The following is a 22,635-nucleotide window of genomic DNA, read 5'->3' on the forward strand; positions in this document are numbered from 1 at the left end:
GGCCTCTTCGTCGTCCTGGACCGTCCCGGTCGACGTGGGAATCCGCCGAGGATGTCACGATGGACCCATGAGCGGGCTCTTTGCACTCCTGGACGACGTCGCCGCGCTGGTCAAGCTCTCCGCGTCGTCCCTCGACGACGTCGCGGCGGGTGCCGGGCGAGCCTCGGTGAAGGCCGCCGGTGTCGTGGTCGACGACGCGGCGGTCACCCCCCGGTACGTCCAGGGTCTGAAGCCCGAGCGGGAGCTGTCCATCATCTGGCGTATCGCCAAGGGATCGCTGCGCAACAAGCTGCTGATCATCCTGCCGGTGGCGCTGCTGCTCAGCCAGTTCGCGCCGTTTCTGCTGACCCCGATCCTGATGATCGGCGGCACCTACCTCTGCTACGAGGGTGCCGAGAAGCTGTGGGAGAAGATTTCCGGCCACGGCGCGGCCGCGGAGGACCAGGACGCGGCGGCCGCTCAGGACCCGGAGGGCCACGAGAAGCGGGTGGTCGCCTCCGCGATCCGTACGGACTTCATCCTCTCGGCCGAGATCATGGTGATCGCGCTGAACGAGGTCGCCTCCGAGGGCATTGTCGCCCGGGCGATCATCCTGATCATCGTCGCCATCGTGATCACCGCGCTGGTCTATGGCGCGGTCGGCCTGATCGTAAAAATGGACGACGCCGGCCTGGCCCTGTCCCGTCGGTCCGGGAAGTTCGTGCCGTCGTTCGGTCGCGGTCTGGTCAAGGCCATGCCGATCGTGCTGGCCACGCTGTCCTGGGTCGGCATGGTGGCCATGCTCTGGGTCGGCGGGCACATCCTGCTGGTCGGGATGGACGAGCTGGGTCTGCACGCGCCGTATGCGGTGGTGCACCACCTGGAGGAAGCCGTCCACGATGCCACCGGTGGTTTCGGGGCCATCCTGGGATGGATCACCAACACGTTCTTCTCCGCCGTCTTCGGCGCGGTTGTCGGCGCGCTCGCCGTGGTGGTGATGCACTTGCTGCCGTTCGGCAAGAAGGGACACGGCGCTACGGCCGGACACGGTTCCGCGGGGTCGGCCACCGACGCCGCGGCGGCCGAGCCGACGCACGCCGCCGGGGCGAACCACCCTGAGCCGGCGACACCGCTGGACCCTCCCGTGCCGCCGCGGCAGCCGGACGGCGGCCCCACCGGCCGGTGAGCCCGTTGTCAGGGCCGGGCCGCAAGCCCCGCCTGATGCCTGGTCACCGATAAGAAATTGCTCTGTCGGTGGTCTGTTCTAGCGTGACCGATATGACCGCCATCATCGAGATCGACGGCTTGATCAAACGCTTCGGGGAGAAGACCGCGCTGGCCGGGGTCGACCTGCAGGTGCAGGAGGGAACCGTCCTCGGCCTGCTGGGGCCCAACGGGGCGGGTAAGACGACCGTCGTCCGCATCCTGTCCACCCTGCTCAAGCCGGACGGCGGTTCGGCCCGGGTGGCCGGTCTGGACGTCGTCCGGGACGCCAACGCCGTCCGCTCGACGATCGGCCTGACCGGCCAGTACGCGGCGGTCGACGAGTACCTCACCGGCACCGAGAACCTCGAGATGGTCGGGCGGCTCTACCATCTCGGCCGGTCGGTGTCCCGGGACCGGGCGCGGGAGCTGCTGGAGCGCTTCGACCTCGTCGATGCGGCCGACCGCCCCGCGAAGACCTACTCCGGAGGTATGCGGCGTCGCCTCGACATCGCCGCCTCGCTGATCGCGCACCCCAAGGTGCTGTTTCTGGACGAGCCGACGACCGGGTTGGATCCCCGCAGCCGGCAGGGCATGTGGGCGTTCATCGCCGATCTCGTCCGCGACGGCACCACCATCCTGCTGACCACGCAGTACCTGGAGGAGGCCGATCGGCTGGCTGACCGCATGGTGGTCATCGACCACGGCAAGGTCATCGCGCGCGGCACCGCAGACGAGCTGAAGGCCCAGGTCGGCGGTCAGCGTCTGGAGCTCACCGTGGCCCAGCACAGCTCGATCGACGTCGTCCGCAACCGGCTGGCCGGGCTGGCCGATCCCGACGGAGGCGAGATCCGCGTCGACGAGGCGGTCCGGATGGTCATCGTCCCCGTCCGCAACGGGGTGGAGAGCCTGGCCGAGGCCATCCGGCTACTGGACGGCGAGGTCGAGCTGGTCGACCTCGGCCTGCGCCGACCGGACCTGGACGACGTGTTCCTCACCCTGACCGGGCGCCCCGCCGAAGAGGTGGAGGGCACCGGGGAGGGGTCCGAAGGGCCCGCCGGTCAGTCGAGCCCTCAGGGCCGGCATGGCGGCGGCCCGGCCGCACCGGCCGCGAACGCCGGTTCGCCGGTCGGCACCGGCCGGCACGCCGCCGGACAGGACATCGCCGCCGACGATCGCGCTTCGGCCCATCCGAGTGGTACCGACAGTGAGGACGTCCGATGAGCTCCGTGGCCTACGCCGTCTCCGACGGTCTCACCATCACCAAGCGGAACCTGCTGAAGATCAAGCGGGTCCCGGACCTGATCGTCTTCGCGATTCTCTCGCCGATCATGTTCGTCCTGCTCTTCGTGTACGTCTTCGGGGCCGCCATCCCGTTGGACGGCATCAGTTACGCCGAGTTCCTGTTGCCCGGCATCTTCGCCCAGACGATCATCTTCGGGGCGTCCTTCAGCGGGCTCAGCCTGGCCGAGGACCTGCAGAAGGGGCTCATCGACCGGTTCCGGTCGTTGCCGATGGCCAGGTCCGCGGTGCTGGTCGGGCGGACGGTGGCCGACATCTTCATCAACGTCATCTCGGTCGTCGTCATGTCGATCACCGGGCTGATCGTGGGGTGGCGGATCACGTCCTCGGTGGGGGAGGCGATCCTGGGATACGTCCTGCTGCTGCTGTTCGGGTTCGCGATCTCCTGGCTGATGGCGGTGTTCGGGATGCTGGTGCGGACCCCGGAGGCGTTCAACAACGCCAGTTTCATCGTGATCTTCCCGCTGACGTTCATCGCCAACACGTTCGTTCCCACGCAGGGCTTTCCGGCCGTCCTGAAAGCGATCGCCGACTGGAACCCCATCTCGTCCCTGGTGCAGGCCACCCGCAACCTGTTCGGCAACACCGCCCCGGGCCTTCCGGTGCCCGACGTCTGGTCCCTGCAGAACCCGGTGACGTACACACTGATCTGGCTCGTCGGCTTCCTCCTGGTCTTCATCCCGCTGGCGGTGCGGGTGTACCTGAAGACGTCCACCCGCTGAACCGACCACACCGGCGCGGAGGCCGGCCTAGATCCCGGTGTCGACACCGAGATCGCTGATGAACGGGGCGATTTCGCTGTCGTAGCGGGCGGTGAAATCGGCGGTGGAGCAGACGACGGACACCGCGAAACCCTGGCCGCCGCCCTGCGTGACGAACGAGTAGGTCTGGTCAGTCACCCCGATGGTCGGGAACTCGAAGCGGAATCCACTGAGCTGCAGATGGACCGCGGGTGGCTCGACCCTGGTCGGATCGCTGACCCGCAAGGGATCGGTCTCCTGGCCCCGGGCCTCGCCCGTTTCCGTCATCGTCGGGTCCACTTCGGCGGCGAACGCGGTGAAGCTGTACTTCGCGTGGGCCCGGGCGAAGCGTTCGTCGGTCATCTCCGGGAGATTCTGCGGGGCCGACACCACGACGACGCAGTTGCCGGAGTGCCAGCCCCAGGAGATGTCGTCGCCGGGGATCGCGTCCCAGGACTGCAGGCCGGCCGGCGCGACGATCGACCACCCGGCGGGAGCCGGGGCGGATCCGGGCGTGGTTCCGGCGCCGAGCACCTCGGACGAGGCGGGGGTGGACGGGCGGGCCGTCGTGGTGGGGGTCCGGGTCGTGGCCGAGCCGCGGGAGCTGCTCGGGGCCGAGCTGGCCACCGACGGCGCCGAGGTCGTGAGCGTGTCGTCGGCGCGGGACGCCGATGTCACCTCGACAGAACTGCCGGGTGTCGCCAGACCGGAAACGGTCGGCGCGCAGGCCGAGAGGAGGGCGCCGCCCAGGAGGGCCGAGGCGGCCGCGCGGCCGGTCCGGACCCGGTGCGGGCGGCGAGGACGGTCGGCCGGGTGGCGGGGGCCGGGGAACGGGCGCACAAGAGGTCTCCTTCGCTGGACCGGCCGGTTCGACGGGGCCCGCGGGGGGCGGGCCTGCCGGTCGGGCTGAAGGTAGGAAGTCGACGGCCGGGCTCGCCAGCCGCCGGCGGGCGTTGTGGACAACACGCCGGGCCGGTCGGTGGAGTGGCCCACATCAAGATCGCCGGGTTGAACAGTCCCCCCGTCGTCTGGCACACTTGTCGGGTTGCCCTGACCGGGGTCGTACTGTGTTGCGGCCTGAACCAGGGTGAGTACAACCGAATTGATCGCGCTCCACACGAGCGCGGCCGGCTTTCCTCTGCCAGGTTCCGGGGCGGAGGCATGCGGAAATAGGGCGACACACCCGACCGCGTGGACCGGTGGACCCGGACAGATGAACAGCGGCGACGGAGAGATCCGTCCGATCGGCGGCGCCTGCGAGGCAGGTGGCGTGGATCGTCATGAAGGACTTCAGGCACGGGCCATCCCGTGACCTGTGACATGGCGCGGGGTGACCCGCGACTAGCGAGAGGGACGGCAAGCGTGGCGGGACAGAAGATCCGCATCCGGCTCAAGGCCTACGACCATGAGGCGATCGACGCGTCGGCGCGCAAGATCGTGGAAACGGTGACCCGTACGGGCGCCCGGGTGGTCGGCCCGGTGCCGCTGCCCACCGAGAAGAACGTGTACTGCGTGATTCGTTCGCCGCACAAGTACAAGGATTCGCGGGAGCACTTCGAGATGCGGACGCACAAGCGGCTGATCGACATCCTCGATCCGACCCCGAAGACCGTGGATGCGCTCATGCGCATCGACCTGCCGGCGTCCGTGGACGTCAACATCCAGTAGTCCGGGATCCGCGGGCCGACTGCAGCAACCGGAGACGGTGCGCTCGCCGGCCCAGCGAGAACGTCCACAGACATCGCAAGAGGAGATGGGTAGTTCCACCATGGCAAACACGATCAAGGGGATCCTGGGCCACAAGCTCGGGATGACCCAGGTCTTCGACGAAACGAACCGGGTCGTCCCGGTCACCGTCGTCGCCGCCGGGCCGGTCGTCGTCACCGCCGTCCGCACTCCCGAGACCGACGGTTACACGGCGGTCCAGTTCGCGTTCGGCGCGATCGACCCGCGCAAGGTCACCAAGCCGGTGGCCGGTCACTTCGCCAAGGCTGGCGTCACGCCGCGCCGGCACATCGCCGAGCTGCGGACCGAGGACGTCTCCGGCTACACCGTCGGCCAGGAGCTGACCGTGTCCGAGGTCTTCGATGCCGGCGTCGTCGTCGACGTCACCGGGACCTCGCGCGGCAAGGGCTACGCCGGCGTCATGAAGCGGCACGGCTTCGCCGGTCTCGGCGCCGGTCACGGCGTGCAGCGCAAGCACCGTTCGCCGGGTTCCATCGGCGGTTGTTCCACCCCGGGCCGCGTGTTCAAGGGCATGCGGATGGCCGGCCGGATGGGCAACGACAAGGTCACCACGCAGAATCTCACCGTCCACGCGGTGGACGCCGACTCCGGCCTCGTGCTCATCAAGGGTGCGGTCCCCGGCCCCAAGGGCGGCGTCGTCTTCATCAAGTCCGCGGTCAAGAAGAGCGGAGCGAACGCCTGATGAGCACCGTCACCATCACCACTCCCGCGGGCGCCTCCGACGGCACCGTCGAGCTGCCGGCCCACCTGTTCGACGTCACGGCCAACGTGCCGCTGATGCACCAGGTGGTCGTCGCTCAGCTGGCCGCCGCTCGACAGGGCACCCACAAGGTCAAGACCCGTGGCGAGGTCCGCGGCGGCGGCAAGAAGCCGTACCGCCAGAAGGGCACCGGTCGCGCCCGCCAGGGCTCGACCCGCGCGCCGCAGTTCGCCGGCGGTGGCGTCGTCCACGGGCCGGTCCCGCGTGACTACAGCCAGCGGACCCCCAAGAAGATGAAGGCCGCCGCCCTGCGCGGTGCGCTGTCCGACCGGGCCCGTGGCGGCAACGTCCACGTCCTGTCCGGTCTGGTGGAGGGCGACAAGCCGTCGACCCGCACCGCCGTCAAGGCGCTCGCCGCCGTCAGCACCGCCCGGAACATCCTGGTCGTGCTGCCGGACCACGACGAGGCCGGTTGGCTGAGCCTGCGCAACGTGCCCACCGTGCACCTGCTGACGGTCGGCCAGCTGAACACCTACGACGTGCTGATCAGCGACGACGTGGTGTTCACCAAGGACGCGTTCGCCGAGTTCGTCCACCGTTCGGCCCCGCTGGGCGCCGGTGCGGAGGAGTCCGCGGTGGACGTCAGCAAGCCGGGTCGGCACGCCGCTCCCGAGCAGACCGCTACCGAGCAGGAGGCCGGGGAATGATCGCCGATCCGCGGGACATCATCCTGCGTCCGATCGTGTCGGAAAAGAGCTACGCACTGCTGGAGTCGGGCAGCTACACCTTCGAGGTGCGCCCCGACGCCAACAAGACCCAGGTGAAGATCGCCATCGAGCAGATCTTCGACGGGGTCAAGGTCGACTCGGTCAACACGCTCAACCGGCAGGGCAAGCGCAAGCGCACCCGTTCCGGTTTCGGACGTCGTAAGTCCACCAAGCGCGCCATCGTCACGCTGGCCAAGGACAGCAAGCCGATCGACGTCTTCTCGGGCGCCTGAGCCGGTAAGGGATCGAAGAACAATGGGTATTCGTAAGTACAAGCCGACGACCCCCGGTCGTCGTGGCGCCTCCGTGGCGGACTTCGCGGAACTGACCCGGGACACCCCGGAGAAGTCGCTGCTGCGTCCGCTGCACTCCAAGGGCGGCCGTAACGTCCACGGTCGGGTCACCACCCGGCATCAGGGCGGCGGGCACAAGCGTGCCTACCGGCTGATCGATTTCAAGCGGGCCGAGAAGGACGGTGTGCCGGCCAAGGTCGCGCACATCGAATACGACCCGAACCGCACCGCGCGCATCGCGCTCCTGCACTTCGCGGACGGCGACAAGCGCTACATCATCGCGCCGAACAAGCTCAGCCAGGGCGACACCGTCGAGACCGGCCCCCGCGCCGACATCAAGCCGGGTAACAACCTGCCGCTGCGCAACATCCCGGTCGGCACGGTCATCCACGCGATCGAGCTCCGCCCCGGCGGCGGCGCGAAGATCGCCCGGTCGGCGGGCACCAAGGTGCAGCTGGTCGCCAAGGACGGTCCCTACGCCCAGCTGCGTATGCCGTCCGGCGAGATCCGCAACGTCGACGTGCGTTGCCGCGCCTCCATCGGCGAGGTCGGCAACGCCGAGCAGGCCAACATCAACTGGGGCAAGGCCGGCCGCATGCGCTGGAAGGGCAAGCGCCCGACCGTTCGTGGTGTGGCGATGAACCCGGTCGACCACCCGCACGGTGGTGGCGAGGGCAAGACGTCCGGCGGTCGTCACCCGGTCAACCCGGCCGGTAAGCCCGAGGGCCGCACCCGCCGGCCGAACAAGGCCAGCGACAAGCTGATCGTCCGCCGTCGTCGCAAGTCCGGAAAGAAGCGCTGATAACCGATGCCACGCAGCCTGAAGAAGGGCCCGTTCGTCGACGACCACCTGCTCAAGAAGGTGGACGTCGCCAACGACAAGAACTCCAAGGCCGTCATCAAGACCTGGTCGCGCCGGTCGACGATCATCCCCGACATGCTCGGGCACACGATCGCCGTCCACGACGGCCGCAAGCACGTCCCGGTCTTCGTGACCGAGTCGATGGTCGGACACAAGCTCGGCGAATTCGCTCCGACGCGGACCTTCAAGGGTCACGTGAAGGAAGACCGCCGCAGCCGGCGGGGCTGAGGAATCAGACCGTGACGAAGATGCAGAAGAAGCAGAAGGAGGCGCAGCGATGAACGCCAAGGCAGAGGCGGCAGTACTGCCGCGCGCCCGGGCGAGCGCCAAGTACGTCCGGATGACGCCCATGAAGGCCCGCCGGGTCGTCGACCTGATCCGCGGCCGCGACGTGGCCTCGGCGGCCGCGATCCTGCAGTACGCCCCGCAGGCGGCCAGCGAGCCGGTCGGCAAGCTCCTCGCGTCGGCCGTGGCCAACGCCGAGAACAACCTCGGCCTGGACCCGGCGACCCTGGTGATCGACACGGCGTACGTGGACGAGGGCCCGACCCTGAAGCGGTTCCAGCCGCGCGCCCAGGGCCGTGCCTTCCGGATCCGCAAGCGGACGTGCCACATCACGCTCGAGGTGGTCTCCGTGAACACCGAGAACAAGGGCCGGTCCACCGGTCGTCGGCAGAGTGCGAAGGGAAGTGCCCGCTAGTGGGTCAGAAGATCAACCCGCACGGGTTCCGCCTCGGCATCACGACCGACTGGAACTCGCGCTGGTACGCAGACAAGGCGTACGCGGACTACGTGGCCGAGGACGTCGCGATCCGCAAGCTCATGAGCAAGGGCATGGAGCGCGCCGGCATCGCCAAGGTCGAGATCGAGCGCACCCGTGACCGGGTCCGCGTCGACATCCACACCGCCCGGCCGGGCATCGTCATCGGCCGTCGTGGTGCGGAGGCCGATCGCATCCGTGGGCAGCTCGAGAAGCTCACCGGCAAGCAGGTCCAGCTGAACATCCTCGAGGTCCGCAACCCCGAGTCCGATGCCCAGCTGGTCGCGCAGGGTGTCGCCGAGCAGCTGTCCAACCGGGTCAGCTTCCGTCGCGCGATGCGCAAGTCGATGCAGTCGGCGCTGCGCTCGCCGGCCGTCAAGGGCATCCGGGTGCAGTGCTCCGGTCGTCTGGGCGGCGCCGAGATGAGCCGTTCGGAGTTCTACCGCGAGGGTCGTGTGCCGCTGCACACCCTGCGGGCGGACATCGACTACGGCTTCTTCGAGGCCAAGACCACCTTCGGTCGCATCGGCGTGAAGGTGTGGATCTACAAGGGCGACAAGAGCGGCACCCTGGCCGAGCAGCGGGCGGCCGACGCCGCCGCGCAGCAGCGCAGCCAGCGGGATCGTGGCGCCGACCGTCCGGATCGTGGCCGCGGTGGCCGTCGTTCCGGTGCGTCGGGCACGACGCCGACCTCCACCGAGGCCGGTCGCGCCGCCGTCGAGGAGAACCCGGAAGCCGTCGCGGCTGCCCCGGGTGAGGGCACGGGAGTCTGAGACATGTTGATCCCCCGCAAGGTCAAGCACCGGAAGCAGCACCGTCCGCATCGGACGGGGCTGGCCACGGGCGGCACCGCGGTCACCTTCGGTGAGTACGGCATCCAGGCTCTCGAGCCCGCCTACGTCACCAACCGGCAGATCGAGTCCGCTCGTATTGCCATCAACCGGCACATCCGCCGTGGCGGCAAGGTCTGGATCAACATCTACCCGGACCGTCCGCTCACCAAGAAGCCGGCCGAGACCCGTATGGGTTCCGGCAAGGGTTCGCCGGAATGGTGGGTCGCCAACGTCAAGCCCGGTCGGGTCGTCTTCGAGATGAGCTTCCCGAACGAGCAGATCGCCCGCGAGGCGCTGCGCCGCGCGATCCACAAGCTGCCGATGAAGTGCCGGATCGTCACCCGTGAAGGAGGGGAGAGCTGATGGCAACCACCGATGTGAGCAAGGCCAACGAGCTGCGCGAGCTGGGAGGCGAGGAGCTCGTCGCCCGCCTGCGTGAGGCCAAGGAGGAGCTGTTCAACCTCCGCTTCCAGATGGCGACCGGACAGATGGACAACAACCGGCGACTGCGGACCGTCAAGCACGACATCGCCCGCATCTACACCGTCATGCGCGAGCGCGAGCTCGGCCTGTCGGTCGGACCGGACGAACTGGCGAAGCAGGGAGGTGCCGCGTGAGCGAGCAGCCTGAGGTTGGAACCTCGAACGAGGCCGTCGATTCGCGTGGCGAGCGCAAGCAGCGCGAGGGCCTGGTCGTCTCCGACAAGATGGAGAAGACCATCGTCGTCGAGCTGGAGGACCGGGTGAAGCACCCGCGGTACTCCAAGGTCATCCGCCGGACCACCAAGGTCAAGGCGCACGACGAGGAGGGCGTTGCCGGTATCGGCGACCGCGTCCTGCTCGCCGAGACCCGCCCGCAGTCCGCCACCAAGCGGTGGCGCCTGGTGCGGGTGCTGGAGAAGGCCCAGTAAGCACCTGACGTACGGCTCGGCCCCGGTCCGCACCACGGACCGGGGCCGTTGCCGTTCCCGGGGTGTGACCTGCGACGATTGGCTTTCGCGGCACCTTTGCCGTAGAGTGAAACATTGGTGTGGGCCGCTCTGCAGTCTGGAGCGTGTGATCACCACTCTGGCCTGGCGAGGTCGGAAATCTCGCCAGGGCTCCGTCACTTTCTGCGTGAACCCGCCCGGATCCGTCCGGACGGGATCTGTGCGGCCGTGCGCCACGGGCAAGAGCGAAAAGGCGAGCAGATGCTCGTTCTTCCTCTTGTCTTTTCGTGTGTGCGGGGTCGGACGGTGCGGACCGTGTCAGAACCAGAAGACCGCGACCCGGCGCTCCCGGGTTGCCAGGAGAAGGTGGACTGCAGTGATTCAGCAGGAGTCCCGTCTCCGCGTCGCCGACAACACCGGCGCCAAGGAGATCCTGTGCATTCGCGTTCTCGGCGGCTCCGGCCGTCGGTACGCGGGCATCGGCGACATCATCGTCGCCACCGTCAAGGACGCCATTCCCGGCGGCGCCGTGAAGAAGGGTGACGTCGTCAAGGCCGTCATCGTTCGCACCGCCAAGGAACGTCGTCGTCCGGACGGCTCGTACATCAAGTTCGACGAGAACGCCGCGGTGCTGCTTCGCACCGACGGTGACCCGCGCGGTACCCGCATCTTCGGGCCGGTCGGGCGCGAGCTGCGCGACAAGCGCTACATGAAGATCATTTCGCTGGCTCCGGAGGTGCTGTAGCCATGGCCATGAAGGTTCGCAAGGGCGATACCGTCCTGGTCATCGCCGGCAAGGACAAGGGCGCGAAGGGCAAGGTCATCCAGGCCTACCCCGAGAGCGACCGCGTCCTCGTCGAGGGTGTCAACCGCATTAAGAAGCACACCAAGGTCTCGACGACGCAGCGGGGCGCCCAGTCCGGCGGCATCGTGACCCAGGAGGCCCCCATCCACGTGTCCAACGTGCAGGTGGTGGACGGCGACAACAAGCCGACCCGGCTGGGCAAGCGGCTCGACTCTGAGGGCCGGCGGGTGCGTTTCTCCCGTCGTACCGGTAAGGACCTGTGATGACGACGGTGGAGACCGTGGCCGAGAAGGTCACGCCGCGTCTGCGGACGCGCTACGACGACGAGATCAAGGCTGCCCTGCGTGAGCAGTTCGGCATCCAGAACGTCATGCAGATCCCGAAGGTCACCAAGGTCGTCGTCAACATGGGCGTCGGCGAGGCGGCCCGTGACGCGAAGCTGATCGAGGGCGCGGTCCGTGACCTCACCCTGATCACCGGCCAGAAGCCGATCGTCCGTCGGGCGACCAAGTCCATCGCACAGTTCAAGCTGCGTGAGGGCATGCCAATCGGCGCGAAGGTCACCCTCCGCGGCGATCGCATGTGGGAGTTCCTGGACCGGCTGCTCACCATCGCGCTGCCCCGTATCCGCGACTTCCGCGGTCTGTCGGCCAAGCAGTTCGACGGGCACGGCAACTACACCTTCGGTCTGACCGAGCAGTCGATGTTCCACGAGATCGACATCGACCGCATCGATCGGCCGCGCGGCATGGACATCACCCTGGTGACCACCGCGACGACGGACGACCAGGGGCGCGCGCTGCTGCGGCAGCTGGGCTTCCCGTTCAAGGAGAGCTGAGATGGCCAAGACCGCCCTCATCAACAAGGCGAAGCGCAAGCCCAAGTTCGCGGTGCGCGCCTACACCCGCTGCAACCGGTGCGGTCGCCCGCACTCGGTGTACCGCAAGTTCGGCCTGTGCCGGATCTGCGTCCGCGAGATGGCGCACGCGGGCGAGCTGCCCGGCGTGACCAAGTCCAGCTGGTAACCACCAGCTCACTCGAATTGCCGGGTGGCGGTCCTGCGGGACCGCCACCGGCACCGATTCGCCCAGGCCCGTCACCCGCAACCGATCGGTTCGTCCCGATCGGGACGGTGGTGCGGGAACCAGGCGAGGAAGGCACGACACACCCATGACCATGACCGACCCGATCGCGGATTTCCTCACCCGGATCCGCAACGCCTCCTCGGCGTACCACGACGAGGTCGTCATGCCCTTCTCGAAGCTGAAGGGCAACATCGCCGACATCCTCGTCAAAGAGGGTTACATCGGCTCCTGGACCACCACTGACGCCGCCGTCGGCAAGTCGCTGGTCGTCAAGCTGAAGTACGGCCCGAACCGTGAGCGCTCCATCGCGGGCATCCGGCGCGTCTCCAAGCCCGGCCTCCGCGTCTACGCGAAGTCGACCGAGCTGCCCAAGGTCCTCGGTGGCCTGGGTGTCGCGATCATCTCCACGTCGACCGGTCTGCTGACCGATCGACAGGCGCACAAGAACAAGGTGGGCGGGGAAGTCCTCGCCTACGTCTGGTAAGGGGGAGCGGACATGTCCCGTATCGGAAGACTGCCCATCCCTGTGCCGTCGGGTGTCGACGTCGCGATCGATGGTGCCAACGTCACGGTGAAGGGCCCCAAGGGCGCCCTGAGCCACTCGGTCGTCGAGCCCATCTCGATCGCGAAGGAGGACGGCCAGCTGGTCGTCACCCGTCCCGACGACGAGCGTGACTCGCGGGCCCGTCACGGCCTGACGCGTTCACTGGTCAACAACATGGTCGTGGGTGTCACCCAGGGCTACAGCAAGTCGATGGAGATCGTCGGCGTCGGTTACCGCGTCGTCGCCAAGGGCAAGGACATCGAGTTCGCCCTCGGCTACTCCCATCCGGTTCCCGTCGTGGCTCCGGAGGGCATCACGTTCGTCGTGGAGTCCCCGATCAAGTTCCGCGTCGAGGGCATCGACAAGCAGCTGGTCGGCGAGGTCGCCGCCAACATCCGCAAGCTCCGCAAGCTCGACCCTTACAAGGGCAAGGGTGTGCGGTACGCCGGCGAGGTCGTCCGGCGCAAGGTCGGGAAGACGGGGAAGTAAGTCATGGCGTACAAGGCAACCGGAACCTCCGGCGTGCGGCGTGCCGCCCGGACACGGCGGCACGAGCGACTGCGCAAGAAGGTCGTCGGCAGCGCGGTTCGTCCGCGTCTGGTCGTCACCCGTTCGGCTCGGCACATCGGCGTTCAGCTGGTGGACGACGCGCTGGGTCGCACCCTGGCCTCGGCGTCGACCCTCGAGGTCGATCTGCGGCAGGGCGAGGGCGACAAGACGGCGAAGGCCCGCAAGGTCGGCGAACTCGTGGGCGAGCGGGCCAAGGCCCTCGGCGTCTCCGCGGCGGTGTTCGACCGTGGGGGCGACAAGTACCACGGCCGTATCGCGGCCCTGGCCGAAGGCGCTCGCAGCGCCGGGCTGGAGTTCTGACCATGAACAGCAAGCGATCTGAGAGGGACATCTGATGCCCGGACCCCAGCGAGGCGGAGGGTTCGGCGGCAACGACCGCGGCGATCGGCGGGACGGCCGTCGGGACCGCCGCGACGGCGGCCGTCGGGACGCACCCGTCGAGAAGAACCCGCTCCTCGAGCGCATCGTCGTCACCAACCGCGTGGCCAAGGTCGTCAAGGGCGGCCGCCGCTTCTCCTTCACCGCCCTCGTGGTGGTCGGTGACGGCGACGGCAGCGTCGGTGTCGGCTACGGCAAGGCCAAGGAGATCCCCGCGGCGATCGCCAAGGGTGTCGAAGAGGCCAAGAAGTACATGTTCAAGGTGCCGCGCATCGCGTCGACCATCCCCCACCCGGTTCAGGGTGAGGCGGCCGCCGGTGTCGTGCTGCTCCGTCCGGCCTCCCCGGGTACCGGTGTCATCGCCGGTGGTCCGGTGCGCGCCGTGCTGGAGTGCGCCGGCATCCACGACGTGCTGTCCAAGTCGCTCGGCTCGGACAACCCGATCAACATCGTGCACGCCACCATCCAGGCGCTGAAGAACCTGCAGCGTCCGGAGGCCGTGGCCGCCCGTCGTGGACTGCCCATCGAGGACGTCGCGCCGGCGGCCATGCTGCGGGCGCGGGCCGGACAGGGGGTCTGACCATGGCTGCTCTCAAGGTGACCCAGGTCAAGTCCACCATCGGCAACAAGCGTCCGGCTCGGGAGTCGGTGCGCTCGCTCGGCCTCAAGCGGATCAACGATTCCGTGGTGGTCGAGGACAACGCGGTGAACCGCGGCTACATCCGGACGGCGACGCACCTGCTGTCGGTCGTTCCGGCGGACGCCGCCGACACCGCTGACTCAGGGAAGTAGTGATCGACCGTGACCATCAAGGTGCATCATCTGCGCCCCGCGCCGGGGGCCAAGCGGGACAAGATCCGCGTGGGCCGTGGCGAGGGCTCCAAGGGTAAGACCGCGGGCCGCGGCACCAAGGGGACCGGCGCTCGCAAGAACGTCTCCCCGGGCTTCGAGGGTGGACAGCTGCCGCTGCACATGCGGCTGCCCAAGCTCAAGGGCTTCAAGAACCGGTTCAAGGTGACCTTCCAGGTCGTCAACGTCGGCCAGCTCGCCGAGCTGTTCCCGTCGGGCGGAACCGTGGGTGCCGCCGAGCTGGTGGCTGCCGGTGCCGTGCGCGCCGGACACCCGATCAAGGTCCTCGGCGACGGCGACGTGAACGGGGTGGCCCTGCAGGTCACCGCGACCGCGTTCTCCGGTTCCGCCAAGGAGAAGTTGGCCGCCGCCGGCGGCAGCGTCACCGTCGGCTGATCACGCCGACCACGACCGAGCGCCCGGGCCGATCCACTGGATCGGCCCGGGCGTCGTCGTTTCGGCCCCCTGTGCGGCAGGGCACCCGCGGGCACGCCGCTTTCGAGTGGCGCGGTGGGGCGACCCGCCTCGTCGGACGGGGTGGTGGGGGCGTGGCTTGCGTTAGAGTCGAAGGCTGCGATCGGTGGTCGTCCGGCGTGCCGTGCTGCCTGCGCGGATCTGCCTCGTCCGCGCGTCCCGGGTGACCGGGGCGCGATCCGACCGCCGCACAGCAACCGAAATTCAGCAGCGGGGGGAACCGGTTCGGTCCGGGTCCCGTCGCCACCGTCCGGCCCGGCAGGGCGGTGAAGCCAGGAGGACCATTGCTCGCCGCCTTCGCTTCGGCGTTGAAGACACCGGATCTGCGCAAGAAGATCCTCTTCACGCTGGCCATGGTCGCCGTCTACCGCTTGGGCGCGACCATTCCGTCGCCCGGTGTCTCGTACCCCAACATCCAGGTCTGCATCGACGAGACCGCGGGTGGGGGAGCGGACCTGTTCACGGTCCTCAACCTGTTCTCCGGTGGCGCGCTGCTGCAGCTGTCGGTCTTCGCGCTCGGCATCATGCCGTACATCACGGCGTCGATCATCGTGCAGTTGCTGACGGTCGTCATCCCGCGGTTCGAGCAGCTGAAGAAGCAGGGCCAGGCCGGCCAGGCCAAGCTGACGCAGTACACCCGCTACCTGACCATCGGTCTGGGCGTCCTGCAGTCCACCGCCTTCCTCGCCCTGGCCATCAACGGCCAGATGTTCCCCGGCTGCAGCGTCAACGACCGGATCATCCCGGACCAGTCGCCGTTCGCGCTCATCGTGCTGGTGCTGACGATGACGGCCGGCACCGCGTTCATCATGTGGATGGGTGAGCTGGTCACCGACCGCGGCATCGGCAACGGCATGTCGATCCTGATCTTCTCCTCGATCGCCGCCCGCATCCCGGCCGAGGGCAACAACATCCTGCAGAACCAGGGTGGCGTGGTCTTCACCGTGGTCCTGTTCATCGCGCTCGGCATCATCGCCGCGGTGGTGTTCGTCGAGCAGGGCCAGCGGCGGCTGCCCGTGCAGTACGCCAAGCGGATGATCGGCCGGAAGATGTACGGCGGCACGTCGACCTATCTGCCGCTCAAGGTCAACCAGGCCGGCGTCATCCCGGTCATCTTCGCGACGTCCCTGCTGTACCTGCCGCTGCTGCTGGTGCAGCTGGTCAGCCCGACCACCGTGGACGCCGAAGGCAACACCCAGGTCAGTGGCTGGGTCTCGTTCATCAGCACCTACATCGTCGATCAGGGCACCTGGTCGCACATCCTGCTGTACTTCGCCCTGATCATCTTCTTCACGTACTTCTACGTCGGCATCACGTTCAACCCGACGGAGCGGGCCGACGAGCTGAAGAAGTACGGCGGCTTCATCCCGGGGATCCGCCCGGGCCGCCCGACCGCCGAGTACCTGCAATATGTGTTGTCCAGGATCACACTGCCCGGATCCATCTACCTCGGTATCGTGGCGATCCTTCCCAACCTGTTCCTCGAGCTCACGGGTGGCGGCCAGAATCAGAACTTCCCCTTCGGCGGCACTGCGGTCCTGATCATGGTCGGGGTCGGCCTCGACACGGTGAAGCAGATCGAGACGCAGCTCATGCAGCGCAACTATGAAGGGTTCCTTCGCTGATGAAGATCCTGATCGTCGGTCCGCAGGGCGCCGGCAAGGGCACTCAGGCAGAAAAACTGCAGGAGAACCTCGGTATCCCGCACATCTCGACCGGCGATCTCTTCCGGGCCAACATCGCGCAGCAGACCGAGCTCGGCACCTTGGTGCAGAAGTACACCGAGGCCGGTGAGCTCGTCCCCGACGAGGTGACCCAGGCGATGGTGGCCGCCCGGCTGTCCGAGCCCGACGCCGAGAAGGGCTTCCTGCTCGACGGCTTCCCGCGGACGACCGGCCAGGCCCAGTGGTTGGCCGATCTGCTGCGCACCCGTGATCAGCAGCTCGACGCCGTGGTGCTGCTGGAGGTCTCCGACGACGTGCTGATGGAACGGCTGCTGTCGCGCGGTCGTTCGGACGACACCGCTGAGGCGATCTCCCGCCGCCTGTCGCTGTACCACGACCAGACCCGTCCGCTGCTGGAGCACTACTCCGACATCCTGCTCGCGGTCGACGGCGTCGGCGCCGTCGACGAGGTGCAGCAGCGCATCCTCAAGGCGTTGGACGCCAGCCAGGCGAACACGCCCACCGACCGACGGAGCTGAGCTTTCCTGCATGAGCGACCGTGACATCGAACTGAAGACCCGGGGCGAGCTGCAGGCCATGCGCGCGTCCGGCGTCCTGCTCGCGCAGGCGCTGGACGCAGCGCGGGCCGCGACCCGACCCGGGGTCAGCACCCGTGACATCGACGAGGTGGTGGCCACCGTCATCCGGGACGCCGGCGCGGTCAGCAGCTTCCTGGGCTACGGGGCGGCCAAGGATGGCACCGGCGGGTTCGACGGCGTCATCTGCGCCTCCGTCAACGACGAGGTGGTGCACGGGATCCCCGGTCCCCGGGTCCTGCAGCAGGGCGACCTCATCAGCATCGACGCCGGGTGCATCCTCGACGGCTGGCATGCCGACTCTGCGATCTCCCTGCATGTGGGTGAGCCCCCGGAGGACGAGCAGGGTGCCGCCGAGGTCGATCTCATCCAGGCCTGCGAGACCGCCATGTGGGCCGGTATCGCCGCGGCGCACGACGGCGGCCGCCTGGGCGACGTCTCGGCGGCGATCGGTGGCTCGGTGGCCCGGTCGGCCAAGCTGGACGGCCGCCGGTACGGCTCGGTCTCCGGGTACGGGGGCCACGGGATCGGCACGCAGATGCACATGGCGCCGTTCGTGCCCAACGAGGGCAAGAAGGGCAAGGGGCCGCGTCTGGTTGCGGGGATGGCCCTGGCCATCGAACCGATGGTGACCCTCGGCAAGTCCGCCACCCGTGTGCTGGACGACGATTGGACTGTTGTCACCAAAGACGGCAGTCGGGCCGCCCACACCGAACATTCCATGGCCATCACCGCCGACGGCATCTGTGTGCTGACCGCGGCCGACGGCGGGGTGGCCGGTCTGCGTCCGTACGGCGTCACCCCCATCTCCCTGGACTGAGGTGGCGATCGCCCCGGCAACGGAGCAGCCGGCCGTCCGTCGGTGGGGCGTACTCCGGGCCGGATCGCTGGTCTTCGTCCTGCTGACCACCGTCCTCTGCGGCGTGACGCTGGTCTTGGGGTTCGCGAACAAGGAACGCTGCGTCGGTCCGACCTACGACGCGTCGGGTCGGTCCACTCCGGACTACAGCACCCGGGTCGCGCGGGACGTCTGCTACTCCGACATCCAGCAGTTGTGGATCGGTCGGGGCATCGACGACCACGTCTTCCCGTACGTCTCGGGCGGCTTCCGACCGCCGAGCCAGCTCTACGGCGGCTCCCTCGAGTATCCGGTGCTGACCGGGGTCGTCATCTGGCTGTCGGCCCTGCCGGCCGACACCGACGGGCAGTTCCTGGCCTGGTCGGCGATCCCGCTCGCCGTCGCGGGTCTGCTCTCGGCGGCGCTGTTGGCCTGGCTGGCCGGTCTGCGGTCGTGGTGGTTCGCGCTGGCGCCGCCGTTGGTGCTGTACGCCTTTCACAACTGGGACCTGCTGGCCGTGGCCAGCACGGTGGTGGCCTGCTGGGCTCTCCTGCGGCTGCCGCCTCCGGTTCCGGGCGGATCGGACGGTGGACCAGGGCCGGGCGGACCCGGCGTGGACGATGGGTCGGCGGTGCGCCGTCGGCGGCTGGTCGTCGCCGCGGTCGCCCTCGGACTGGGTGGCGCGTTCAAGCTCTACCCCTTGATGTTCGTCCTACCGGTCGCCCTGTTCCTCGTCCTCGGGGAGGGGGCCGCGGACCGGGCTGTCCGGTCGGCGGCCGCGCGGTGGCGGTCGGGACTGGCGTTCGCCGCCGGGGCGTTCGGGGTGTGCCTGGCGGCCAACCTGCCCTTCATGGTGGTCGGGTTCCGGGGCTGGTGGGCGTCGTTCCAGTTCCAGTGGAGCCGGCCCATCGATCTGACGACGAATTCGATCTGGTTCTGGGCGTTCCGGCCGGAGAGCAATTCCGACAATGCCGCCACCCAGGCGCTGATGGCGCAATGGGCGACGGTCACCACGTTCGCCGGGCTCCTGCTGGCCGTGGGCCTGGGCTTCATTCGGTACCGGCGGGAGGGTGTCTATCCGTGGCTTGCCGTCGCCGCGGCGATGCTCTGCGCGTATCTGCTGTTCAACAAGGTGCACAGCCCGCAATTCACCCTGTGGTTGTTGCCGTTCTTCGTCCTGCTCCGCATTCCGGTGGGCTGGATTCTGGCGTACTTCACGGTCGACGCTGCGATGGGTGTCGGTTTCTTCCGGTGGATGTATCTGCTGGGAACGGGTGCGCCGGCCGGGGTCTACGACGCGATCTCACCTCAGCTGGTGCTCATCGGCGTCTGGGGGCGGGCCGGCCTGCTCGTTGCGCTGTTCGTGGCGTTCCTGCGGGCCCGCGCCGTACCGACGGCGACGGCAAACGGACAAGCGGGGCGAACGAAAATCACCGCTGATTCATCCGGGTGAGTCGCCGGCCGGGAGTGGTGCGGATATCAGGTGAATTCCACCCCGCCATTGTCAGGGAATCAGACGGTGTTCCCGATTGGCAATATGAGAAATGGCATGGTGTCGAAAGGCAACCTGCTCGCTAGCGTTTTGCCGGTCGGACCGCGTCGGTCAGGCACTGTCCTGTCGCCGACCGATCGGAGTCCGTCGTGCTCTCTCCCGGTTCCCGCCCTGGCCACCGCCGCGGGCGATCGGCCCCGCTCGCCGGCACCGTCCGGATGCGGGGTGCCGCCGGCCGGTGCTCACGTCCCCGGCGGATGCTGCTTGTTCTGCTGCTGGCTCTCGCCGCGACGACCGTGTCGGTCACGCCGGCGGGGGCGGCCCCGGTGGCGCCGGCCGGGACATCGTTCCCGGGTCTGGGCACGCTGGGCACCAATCCGTCGCGGGCCGCCGGCGAGGCGGCCGCCGGGGTGCGCACGGCCATGATGGAAGTCAGCTGGCGTGAGTGGGAGCCGCGGTCCGGCCAGTTCGACGCCGGCTATGAGCGGCAGATGCGCGCCCGGCTGGCGCAGCTGCGCGCGTCCGGCATGAAGGTCACCCTGGGTCTGGGCCTGCACTTCACACCGGACTGGGTCAAGGCGTTGCCGGACGCCCGGTTGGTCGATCAGAACGGCCGGGTCTCGGCCGGCGCGGACTTCGTCTTCTCGGGGGCCGTCCGGGAGCGCGCCTGGGACTACCTGCAGCGGCTGGGGACGGTGCTCGACCTCGGTCAGGTCGCCGCCGTGCGGGTGACCTCCGGGGTGCGGTCGGAACTGCTCTACCCGGAGGGCGGTACGTACTGGGCGTTCGACGCCAACGCCCGGACCGGGCGGGGCCTACCCGAGGGCGTCGCCCGCAACCCCTATCCGGACTGGCGACCGGGCGGGGGCGGGCTCACGACCGCCCAGATGCAGCAGTGGGCACTGTGGTACGTCGATTCCCTCGCCGAGGCCGGTGCTTTCCAGATGCGGGCCCTGCGCAAGATGGGTTTCGGTGGCGCGTTCGAGATCCTCACCCCGGGGGTCGGGGTCTACGCGAACAAGCTGGACAACCTGGCCGAGCAGAACCTGCCGGAGGGTGCGCTGGGGGTCGGGGCGTACTGGTCGCGGATCTACCCCCGGCTGCTGCAGACCGACCGGCGGATCGTGGCCAACATCAGTTCGCTGGCCGACGGCTCGGGCGGCGACGACTCGTGTTCGTCGGAGGACCGGTCCGTCGCCCTCACCTCGCCCACGACGAACTGGTGGGGCGGGGCCCGGTGGATCAGCCGCATCGCCGATGAGTACGGGATCGCCAAGGTCGGCGAGAACCCGGGGTACAGCAGCTCGACCCGCTCCGACTACGTCGACCTGTCGTCGTCGGGGGCGATGGCCACCGCGATGCGCCAGGGCGCGACGTGTGGTCTGCGCACCGTGTACTGGGCCCACGACGACCAGTTCTGGGACGGCACCGTCGCGTTCTCCCGGTGGGCCGCCTACGCCTGACCCGGCGCGCGGACGACGAACATCCCGATCGCGGGACATCCCTGGTGCAGCAGCCGGGGGTGCCCTGATGCAGCTGACCCAGGCGCCGGCCAGGTGCCCCAGGCGTTCCGATGCATTCTGACCAGCGCAATTGCGGTCGAACGCACGATGTGCGGAGGGTAGGCGGCTCGTTACTTTCGGTTGGTCAGTTGGACGGTCACCGCCATCTCCGTCCAGACGCCCGCCCCTTCCCGGAGTTGACGATGATCACAAGCCGCCTGTCCAGCGCCCCCGCCGGACCGTCGTTACGCTCCCCGCGCCGGTGGGTCCGGGCCACCGCGACCGCTCTGGTCGCCGCCCTCGGCATCAGCCTGGCCGCACTGACCGGGACCGGCGTGGCCGCCGCGGCGACCGTGGCCCCGCCGCCCGCCGGGACCTCCTACCCGGCGCTGGGCACGCTCGGCACCACGCCGGAGAAGGCGCCGACCGAGTACTCGGCGGGCGTCCGCTCGGCGATGCTCGAGATCAGCTGGCGCTCCTGGGAACCGCAGGACGGGGTGTTCAACGCCGCCTACGAGAGCTACATCAAGAGCCGGCTCGCCCAGCTGCGGGCCTCGGGCATGAAGGTCAGTCTCGGCCTCGGGCTGCATTTCACGCCGGACTGGGTCAAGAACATGCCCAACGGCCGGTTCGTGAACCAGAACGGTCAGGTGTCCGCCGAGGCCAACCTGGTGTTCAACAGCAAGATCCGCAGCCAGGGCTGGGGTTTCCTGCAGCGGGTCGGTCAGGTCCTGGACCTGTCGCAGGTGGACTCCATCCGCATCACCTCCGGGGCGCGGTCCGAGCTGCTGTACCCGTCCGGCAACACCTACTGGGCTTTCGACACCAACGCCCAGAACGGGGCCGATCTGCCCGCCACGATCGACAAGAACCCGTTCCCCGGCTGGAAGCCCGGCACCCCGGGCCTCACTGCGGCTCAGGCCAAGCAGTGGGCGTTGTGGTACGTCGACGCGCTCTCGGACGTCGGCCAGTGGCAGATGCGGGCCATGCGCAAGGTGGGCTTCACCGGAACCTTCCAGATCCTCACCCCGGGGGTCGGGGTCTACGCCCGCAAGATCGACGTGCTGGCCGCCCAGAACCTGCCGTCCAGCCCGCTCGGGGTCGGGGCCCTGTGGGACCGGGTCTACGCCGACATGTACTCCACCGACCGGAACATCGCGGCGATGGTCAGCTCGATGGCCGACGGCTCGGGTGGCAACGACCTGTGCACCACGAGTGACCGCAGCCTGCCGCTCACCGACATGGGCGTCACCACCTGGGGCGGCACCCGCTGGATCTCCCGGATCGCCGACGAGTACGGCATCGCCAAGGTCGGCGAGAACCCGGGATACAGCGCGGCCACCGCGGCCAAGTACACCGACCTGTCGGAGAACGGCTACATGGCCACCGCGATGCGACAGGGCGCCAGTTGCGGCTTCTCGACGGTCTACTGGGCCCATGACAACAAGTTCTGGGACGGCACCATCGACTTGTCCAACTGGGCGGCGTACGCGGCCCCGACCACCTGACCCCACCGCCCGGCCGCACTCGAGGTCCCTTCCCGCTCGCGGGAGGGGGCCTCGAGTCGTTCCTGCCGGCTCCCGCACGAACCCACCGGGCTGTTGCGTACATGGCGGGCCGTCCGCTCGTCGGGCGCCCGCAGGCCGCTCGGCTCCGGGTGTCCCCGCAGGTCAGTAGGGCTGCCGGCACCTCACCCGTCGTCGGCATGTCAAGGGCCTGTGAGCG

General features: G+C 68.7%; 31 protein-coding genes. 30 read left to right on the forward strand and 1 reads right to left on the reverse strand.

Annotation, left to right across the window (positions count from 1 at the left end; translation table 11 throughout):
- Positions 1–67 precede the first annotated feature (67 nt).
- The 3 genes from FDO65_RS14105 (at position 68) to FDO65_RS14115 (ending at position 3,206) form a co-directional block, all read left to right on the forward strand.
- Positions 68–1,165, forward strand: coding sequence for a DUF808 domain-containing protein (locus FDO65_RS14105; RefSeq protein WP_137450315.1), 1,098 nt, complete (start codon positions 68–70; stop codon positions 1,163–1,165).
- A 92-nt stretch (positions 1,166–1,257) separates the two neighbouring features.
- Positions 1,258–2,406, forward strand: a complete 1,149-nt coding sequence (locus FDO65_RS14110; protein ID WP_137450316.1) for an ATP-binding cassette domain-containing protein — start codon at positions 1,258–1,260, stop codon at positions 2,404–2,406.
- Positions 2,403–3,206, forward strand: a complete 804-nt coding sequence (locus FDO65_RS14115) for an ABC transporter permease (protein WP_137450317.1) — start codon at positions 2,403–2,405, stop codon at positions 3,204–3,206. Before FDO65_RS14110 ends, FDO65_RS14115 begins: the two co-directional genes overlap by 4 nt.
- Positions 3,207–3,233: 27 nt before the next feature.
- On the opposite strand, the gene FDO65_RS14120 is transcribed toward FDO65_RS14115, so the two are convergent.
- Entirely contained in the window at positions 3,234–3,902 is a 669-nt protein-coding gene (locus FDO65_RS14120) for a hypothetical protein (protein WP_137450318.1), read from the reverse strand.
- A 684-nt stretch (positions 3,903–4,586) separates the two neighbouring features.
- On the opposite strand from FDO65_RS14120, the gene rpsJ reads away from it, so the two are divergent.
- The 27 genes from rpsJ (at position 4,587) to FDO65_RS14255 (ending at position 22,418) form a co-directional block, all read left to right on the forward strand.
- On the forward strand, positions 4,587–4,892 hold the full coding sequence (rpsJ, locus tag FDO65_RS14125) for a 30S ribosomal protein S10 (RefSeq protein ID WP_003938093.1): 306 nt from the start codon (positions 4,587–4,589) through the stop codon (positions 4,890–4,892).
- A 100-nt stretch (positions 4,893–4,992) separates the two neighbouring features.
- A complete protein-coding gene (gene rplC / locus FDO65_RS14130) occupies positions 4,993–5,652 on the forward strand; it encodes a 50S ribosomal protein L3 (protein ID WP_137450319.1) in 660 nt (219 codons plus the stop codon).
- A complete protein-coding gene (gene rplD, locus FDO65_RS14135) occupies positions 5,652–6,377 on the forward strand; it encodes a 50S ribosomal protein L4 (RefSeq protein WP_137450320.1) in 726 nt (241 codons plus the stop codon). The genes rplC and rplD overlap by 1 nt, the downstream gene beginning before the upstream one ends.
- A complete protein-coding gene (rplW, locus tag FDO65_RS14140) occupies positions 6,374–6,670 on the forward strand; it encodes a 50S ribosomal protein L23 (protein WP_137450321.1) in 297 nt (98 codons plus the stop codon). Before rplD ends, rplW begins: the two co-directional genes overlap by 4 nt.
- Before the next feature lie 22 nt (positions 6,671–6,692).
- Positions 6,693–7,532, forward strand: a complete 840-nt coding sequence (gene rplB, locus FDO65_RS14145; RefSeq protein WP_137450322.1) for a 50S ribosomal protein L2 — start codon at positions 6,693–6,695, stop codon at positions 7,530–7,532.
- Between the two features lie 6 nt (positions 7,533–7,538).
- On the forward strand, positions 7,539–7,820 hold the full coding sequence (gene rpsS, locus FDO65_RS14150; RefSeq protein ID WP_137450323.1) for a 30S ribosomal protein S19: 282 nt from the start codon (positions 7,539–7,541) through the stop codon (positions 7,818–7,820).
- A 49-nt stretch (positions 7,821–7,869) separates the two neighbouring features.
- The gene (gene rplV, locus FDO65_RS14155; protein ID WP_137450324.1) at positions 7,870–8,292 is read left to right on the forward strand and encodes a 50S ribosomal protein L22; all 423 of its coding nucleotides are present in this window, start codon (positions 7,870–7,872) and stop codon (positions 8,290–8,292) included.
- Positions 8,292–9,125 carry a 30S ribosomal protein S3 gene (gene rpsC / locus FDO65_RS14160; RefSeq protein ID WP_137450325.1) on the forward strand — a complete coding sequence of 278 codons (834 nt, stop codon included), beginning with the start codon at positions 8,292–8,294 and terminating at the stop codon, positions 9,123–9,125. The genes rplV and rpsC overlap by 1 nt, the downstream gene beginning before the upstream one ends.
- Before the next feature lie 3 nt (positions 9,126–9,128).
- A complete protein-coding gene (gene rplP / locus FDO65_RS14165) occupies positions 9,129–9,548 on the forward strand; it encodes a 50S ribosomal protein L16 (protein WP_137450326.1) in 420 nt (139 codons plus the stop codon).
- The gene (gene rpmC / locus FDO65_RS14170) at positions 9,548–9,802 is read left to right on the forward strand and encodes a 50S ribosomal protein L29 (protein ID WP_137450327.1); all 255 of its coding nucleotides are present in this window, start codon (positions 9,548–9,550) and stop codon (positions 9,800–9,802) included. The genes rplP and rpmC overlap by 1 nt, the downstream gene beginning before the upstream one ends.
- The gene (gene rpsQ / locus FDO65_RS14175; RefSeq protein ID WP_137450328.1) at positions 9,799–10,095 is read left to right on the forward strand and encodes a 30S ribosomal protein S17; all 297 of its coding nucleotides are present in this window, start codon (positions 9,799–9,801) and stop codon (positions 10,093–10,095) included. Before rpmC ends, rpsQ begins: the two co-directional genes overlap by 4 nt.
- Before the next feature lie 394 nt (positions 10,096–10,489).
- On the forward strand, positions 10,490–10,858 hold the full coding sequence (gene rplN / locus FDO65_RS14180) for a 50S ribosomal protein L14 (protein WP_137450329.1): 369 nt from the start codon (positions 10,490–10,492) through the stop codon (positions 10,856–10,858).
- Between the two features lie 8 nt (positions 10,859–10,866).
- Positions 10,867–11,181, forward strand: coding sequence for a 50S ribosomal protein L24 (gene rplX, locus FDO65_RS14185; RefSeq protein WP_137450670.1), 315 nt, complete (start codon positions 10,867–10,869; stop codon positions 11,179–11,181).
- Entirely contained in the window at positions 11,181–11,756 is a 576-nt protein-coding gene (gene rplE, locus FDO65_RS14190) for a 50S ribosomal protein L5 (protein ID WP_137450330.1), read from the forward strand. The genes rplX and rplE overlap by 1 nt, the downstream gene beginning before the upstream one ends.
- A 1-nt stretch (position 11,757) precedes the next feature.
- Positions 11,758–11,943, forward strand: a complete 186-nt coding sequence (locus FDO65_RS14195; protein ID WP_137450331.1) for a type Z 30S ribosomal protein S14 — start codon at positions 11,758–11,760, stop codon at positions 11,941–11,943.
- 145 nt (positions 11,944–12,088) lie between these two features.
- Positions 12,089–12,487 (forward strand): 30S ribosomal protein S8, encoded by a 399-nt coding sequence (gene rpsH / locus FDO65_RS14200; RefSeq protein ID WP_137450332.1) that lies wholly within the window; start codon positions 12,089–12,091, stop codon positions 12,485–12,487.
- 12 nt (positions 12,488–12,499) lie between these two features.
- Complete coding sequence (gene rplF / locus FDO65_RS14205) at positions 12,500–13,036, forward strand: 50S ribosomal protein L6 (RefSeq protein WP_137450333.1); 537 nt, start codon at positions 12,500–12,502, stop codon at positions 13,034–13,036.
- Between the two features lie 3 nt (positions 13,037–13,039).
- Positions 13,040–13,417: a 50S ribosomal protein L18 gene (rplR, locus tag FDO65_RS14210; RefSeq protein WP_137450334.1), complete on the forward strand. Its 378-nt coding sequence runs from the start codon at positions 13,040–13,042 to the stop codon at positions 13,415–13,417.
- Between the two features lie 34 nt (positions 13,418–13,451).
- On the forward strand, positions 13,452–14,075 hold the full coding sequence (gene rpsE, locus FDO65_RS14215; protein WP_137450335.1) for a 30S ribosomal protein S5: 624 nt from the start codon (positions 13,452–13,454) through the stop codon (positions 14,073–14,075).
- A gap of 2 nt (positions 14,076–14,077) precedes the next feature.
- Positions 14,078–14,287 (forward strand): 50S ribosomal protein L30, encoded by a 210-nt coding sequence (rpmD, locus tag FDO65_RS14220; protein ID WP_137450336.1) that lies wholly within the window; start codon positions 14,078–14,080, stop codon positions 14,285–14,287.
- A 9-nt stretch (positions 14,288–14,296) separates the two neighbouring features.
- Positions 14,297–14,740: a 50S ribosomal protein L15 gene (rplO, locus tag FDO65_RS14225; RefSeq protein ID WP_137450337.1), complete on the forward strand. Its 444-nt coding sequence runs from the start codon at positions 14,297–14,299 to the stop codon at positions 14,738–14,740.
- Between the two features lie 362 nt (positions 14,741–15,102).
- Positions 15,103–16,443 carry a preprotein translocase subunit SecY gene (gene secY, locus FDO65_RS14230; RefSeq protein ID WP_137450338.1) on the forward strand — a complete coding sequence of 447 codons (1,341 nt, stop codon included), beginning with the start codon at positions 15,103–15,105 and terminating at the stop codon, positions 16,441–16,443.
- Positions 16,440–17,021 (forward strand): adenylate kinase, encoded by a 582-nt coding sequence (locus FDO65_RS14235; protein WP_137450339.1) that lies wholly within the window; start codon positions 16,440–16,442, stop codon positions 17,019–17,021. Before secY ends, FDO65_RS14235 begins: the two co-directional genes overlap by 4 nt.
- 10 nt (positions 17,022–17,031) lie before the next feature.
- Positions 17,032–17,898 carry a type I methionyl aminopeptidase gene (gene map / locus FDO65_RS14240; RefSeq protein ID WP_137450340.1) on the forward strand — a complete coding sequence of 289 codons (867 nt, stop codon included), beginning with the start codon at positions 17,032–17,034 and terminating at the stop codon, positions 17,896–17,898.
- A 1-nt stretch (position 17,899) separates the two neighbouring features.
- Complete coding sequence (locus FDO65_RS14245) at positions 17,900–19,369, forward strand: hypothetical protein (protein WP_205850038.1); 1,470 nt, start codon at positions 17,900–17,902, stop codon at positions 19,367–19,369.
- Between the two features lie 296 nt (positions 19,370–19,665).
- On the forward strand, positions 19,666–20,871 hold the full coding sequence (locus FDO65_RS14250) for a beta-galactosidase (protein WP_166442191.1): 1,206 nt from the start codon (positions 19,666–19,668) through the stop codon (positions 20,869–20,871).
- A gap of 242 nt (positions 20,872–21,113) precedes the next feature.
- Positions 21,114–22,418 (forward strand): hypothetical protein, encoded by a 1,305-nt coding sequence (locus FDO65_RS14255; RefSeq protein ID WP_137450342.1) that lies wholly within the window; start codon positions 21,114–21,116, stop codon positions 22,416–22,418.
- Positions 22,419–22,635: the final 217 nt, after the last annotated feature.

The organism is Nakamurella flava (genome assembly GCF_005298075.1).
GTDB classification, from domain to species: Bacteria; Actinomycetota; Actinomycetes; order Mycobacteriales; family Nakamurellaceae; genus Nakamurella; species Nakamurella flava.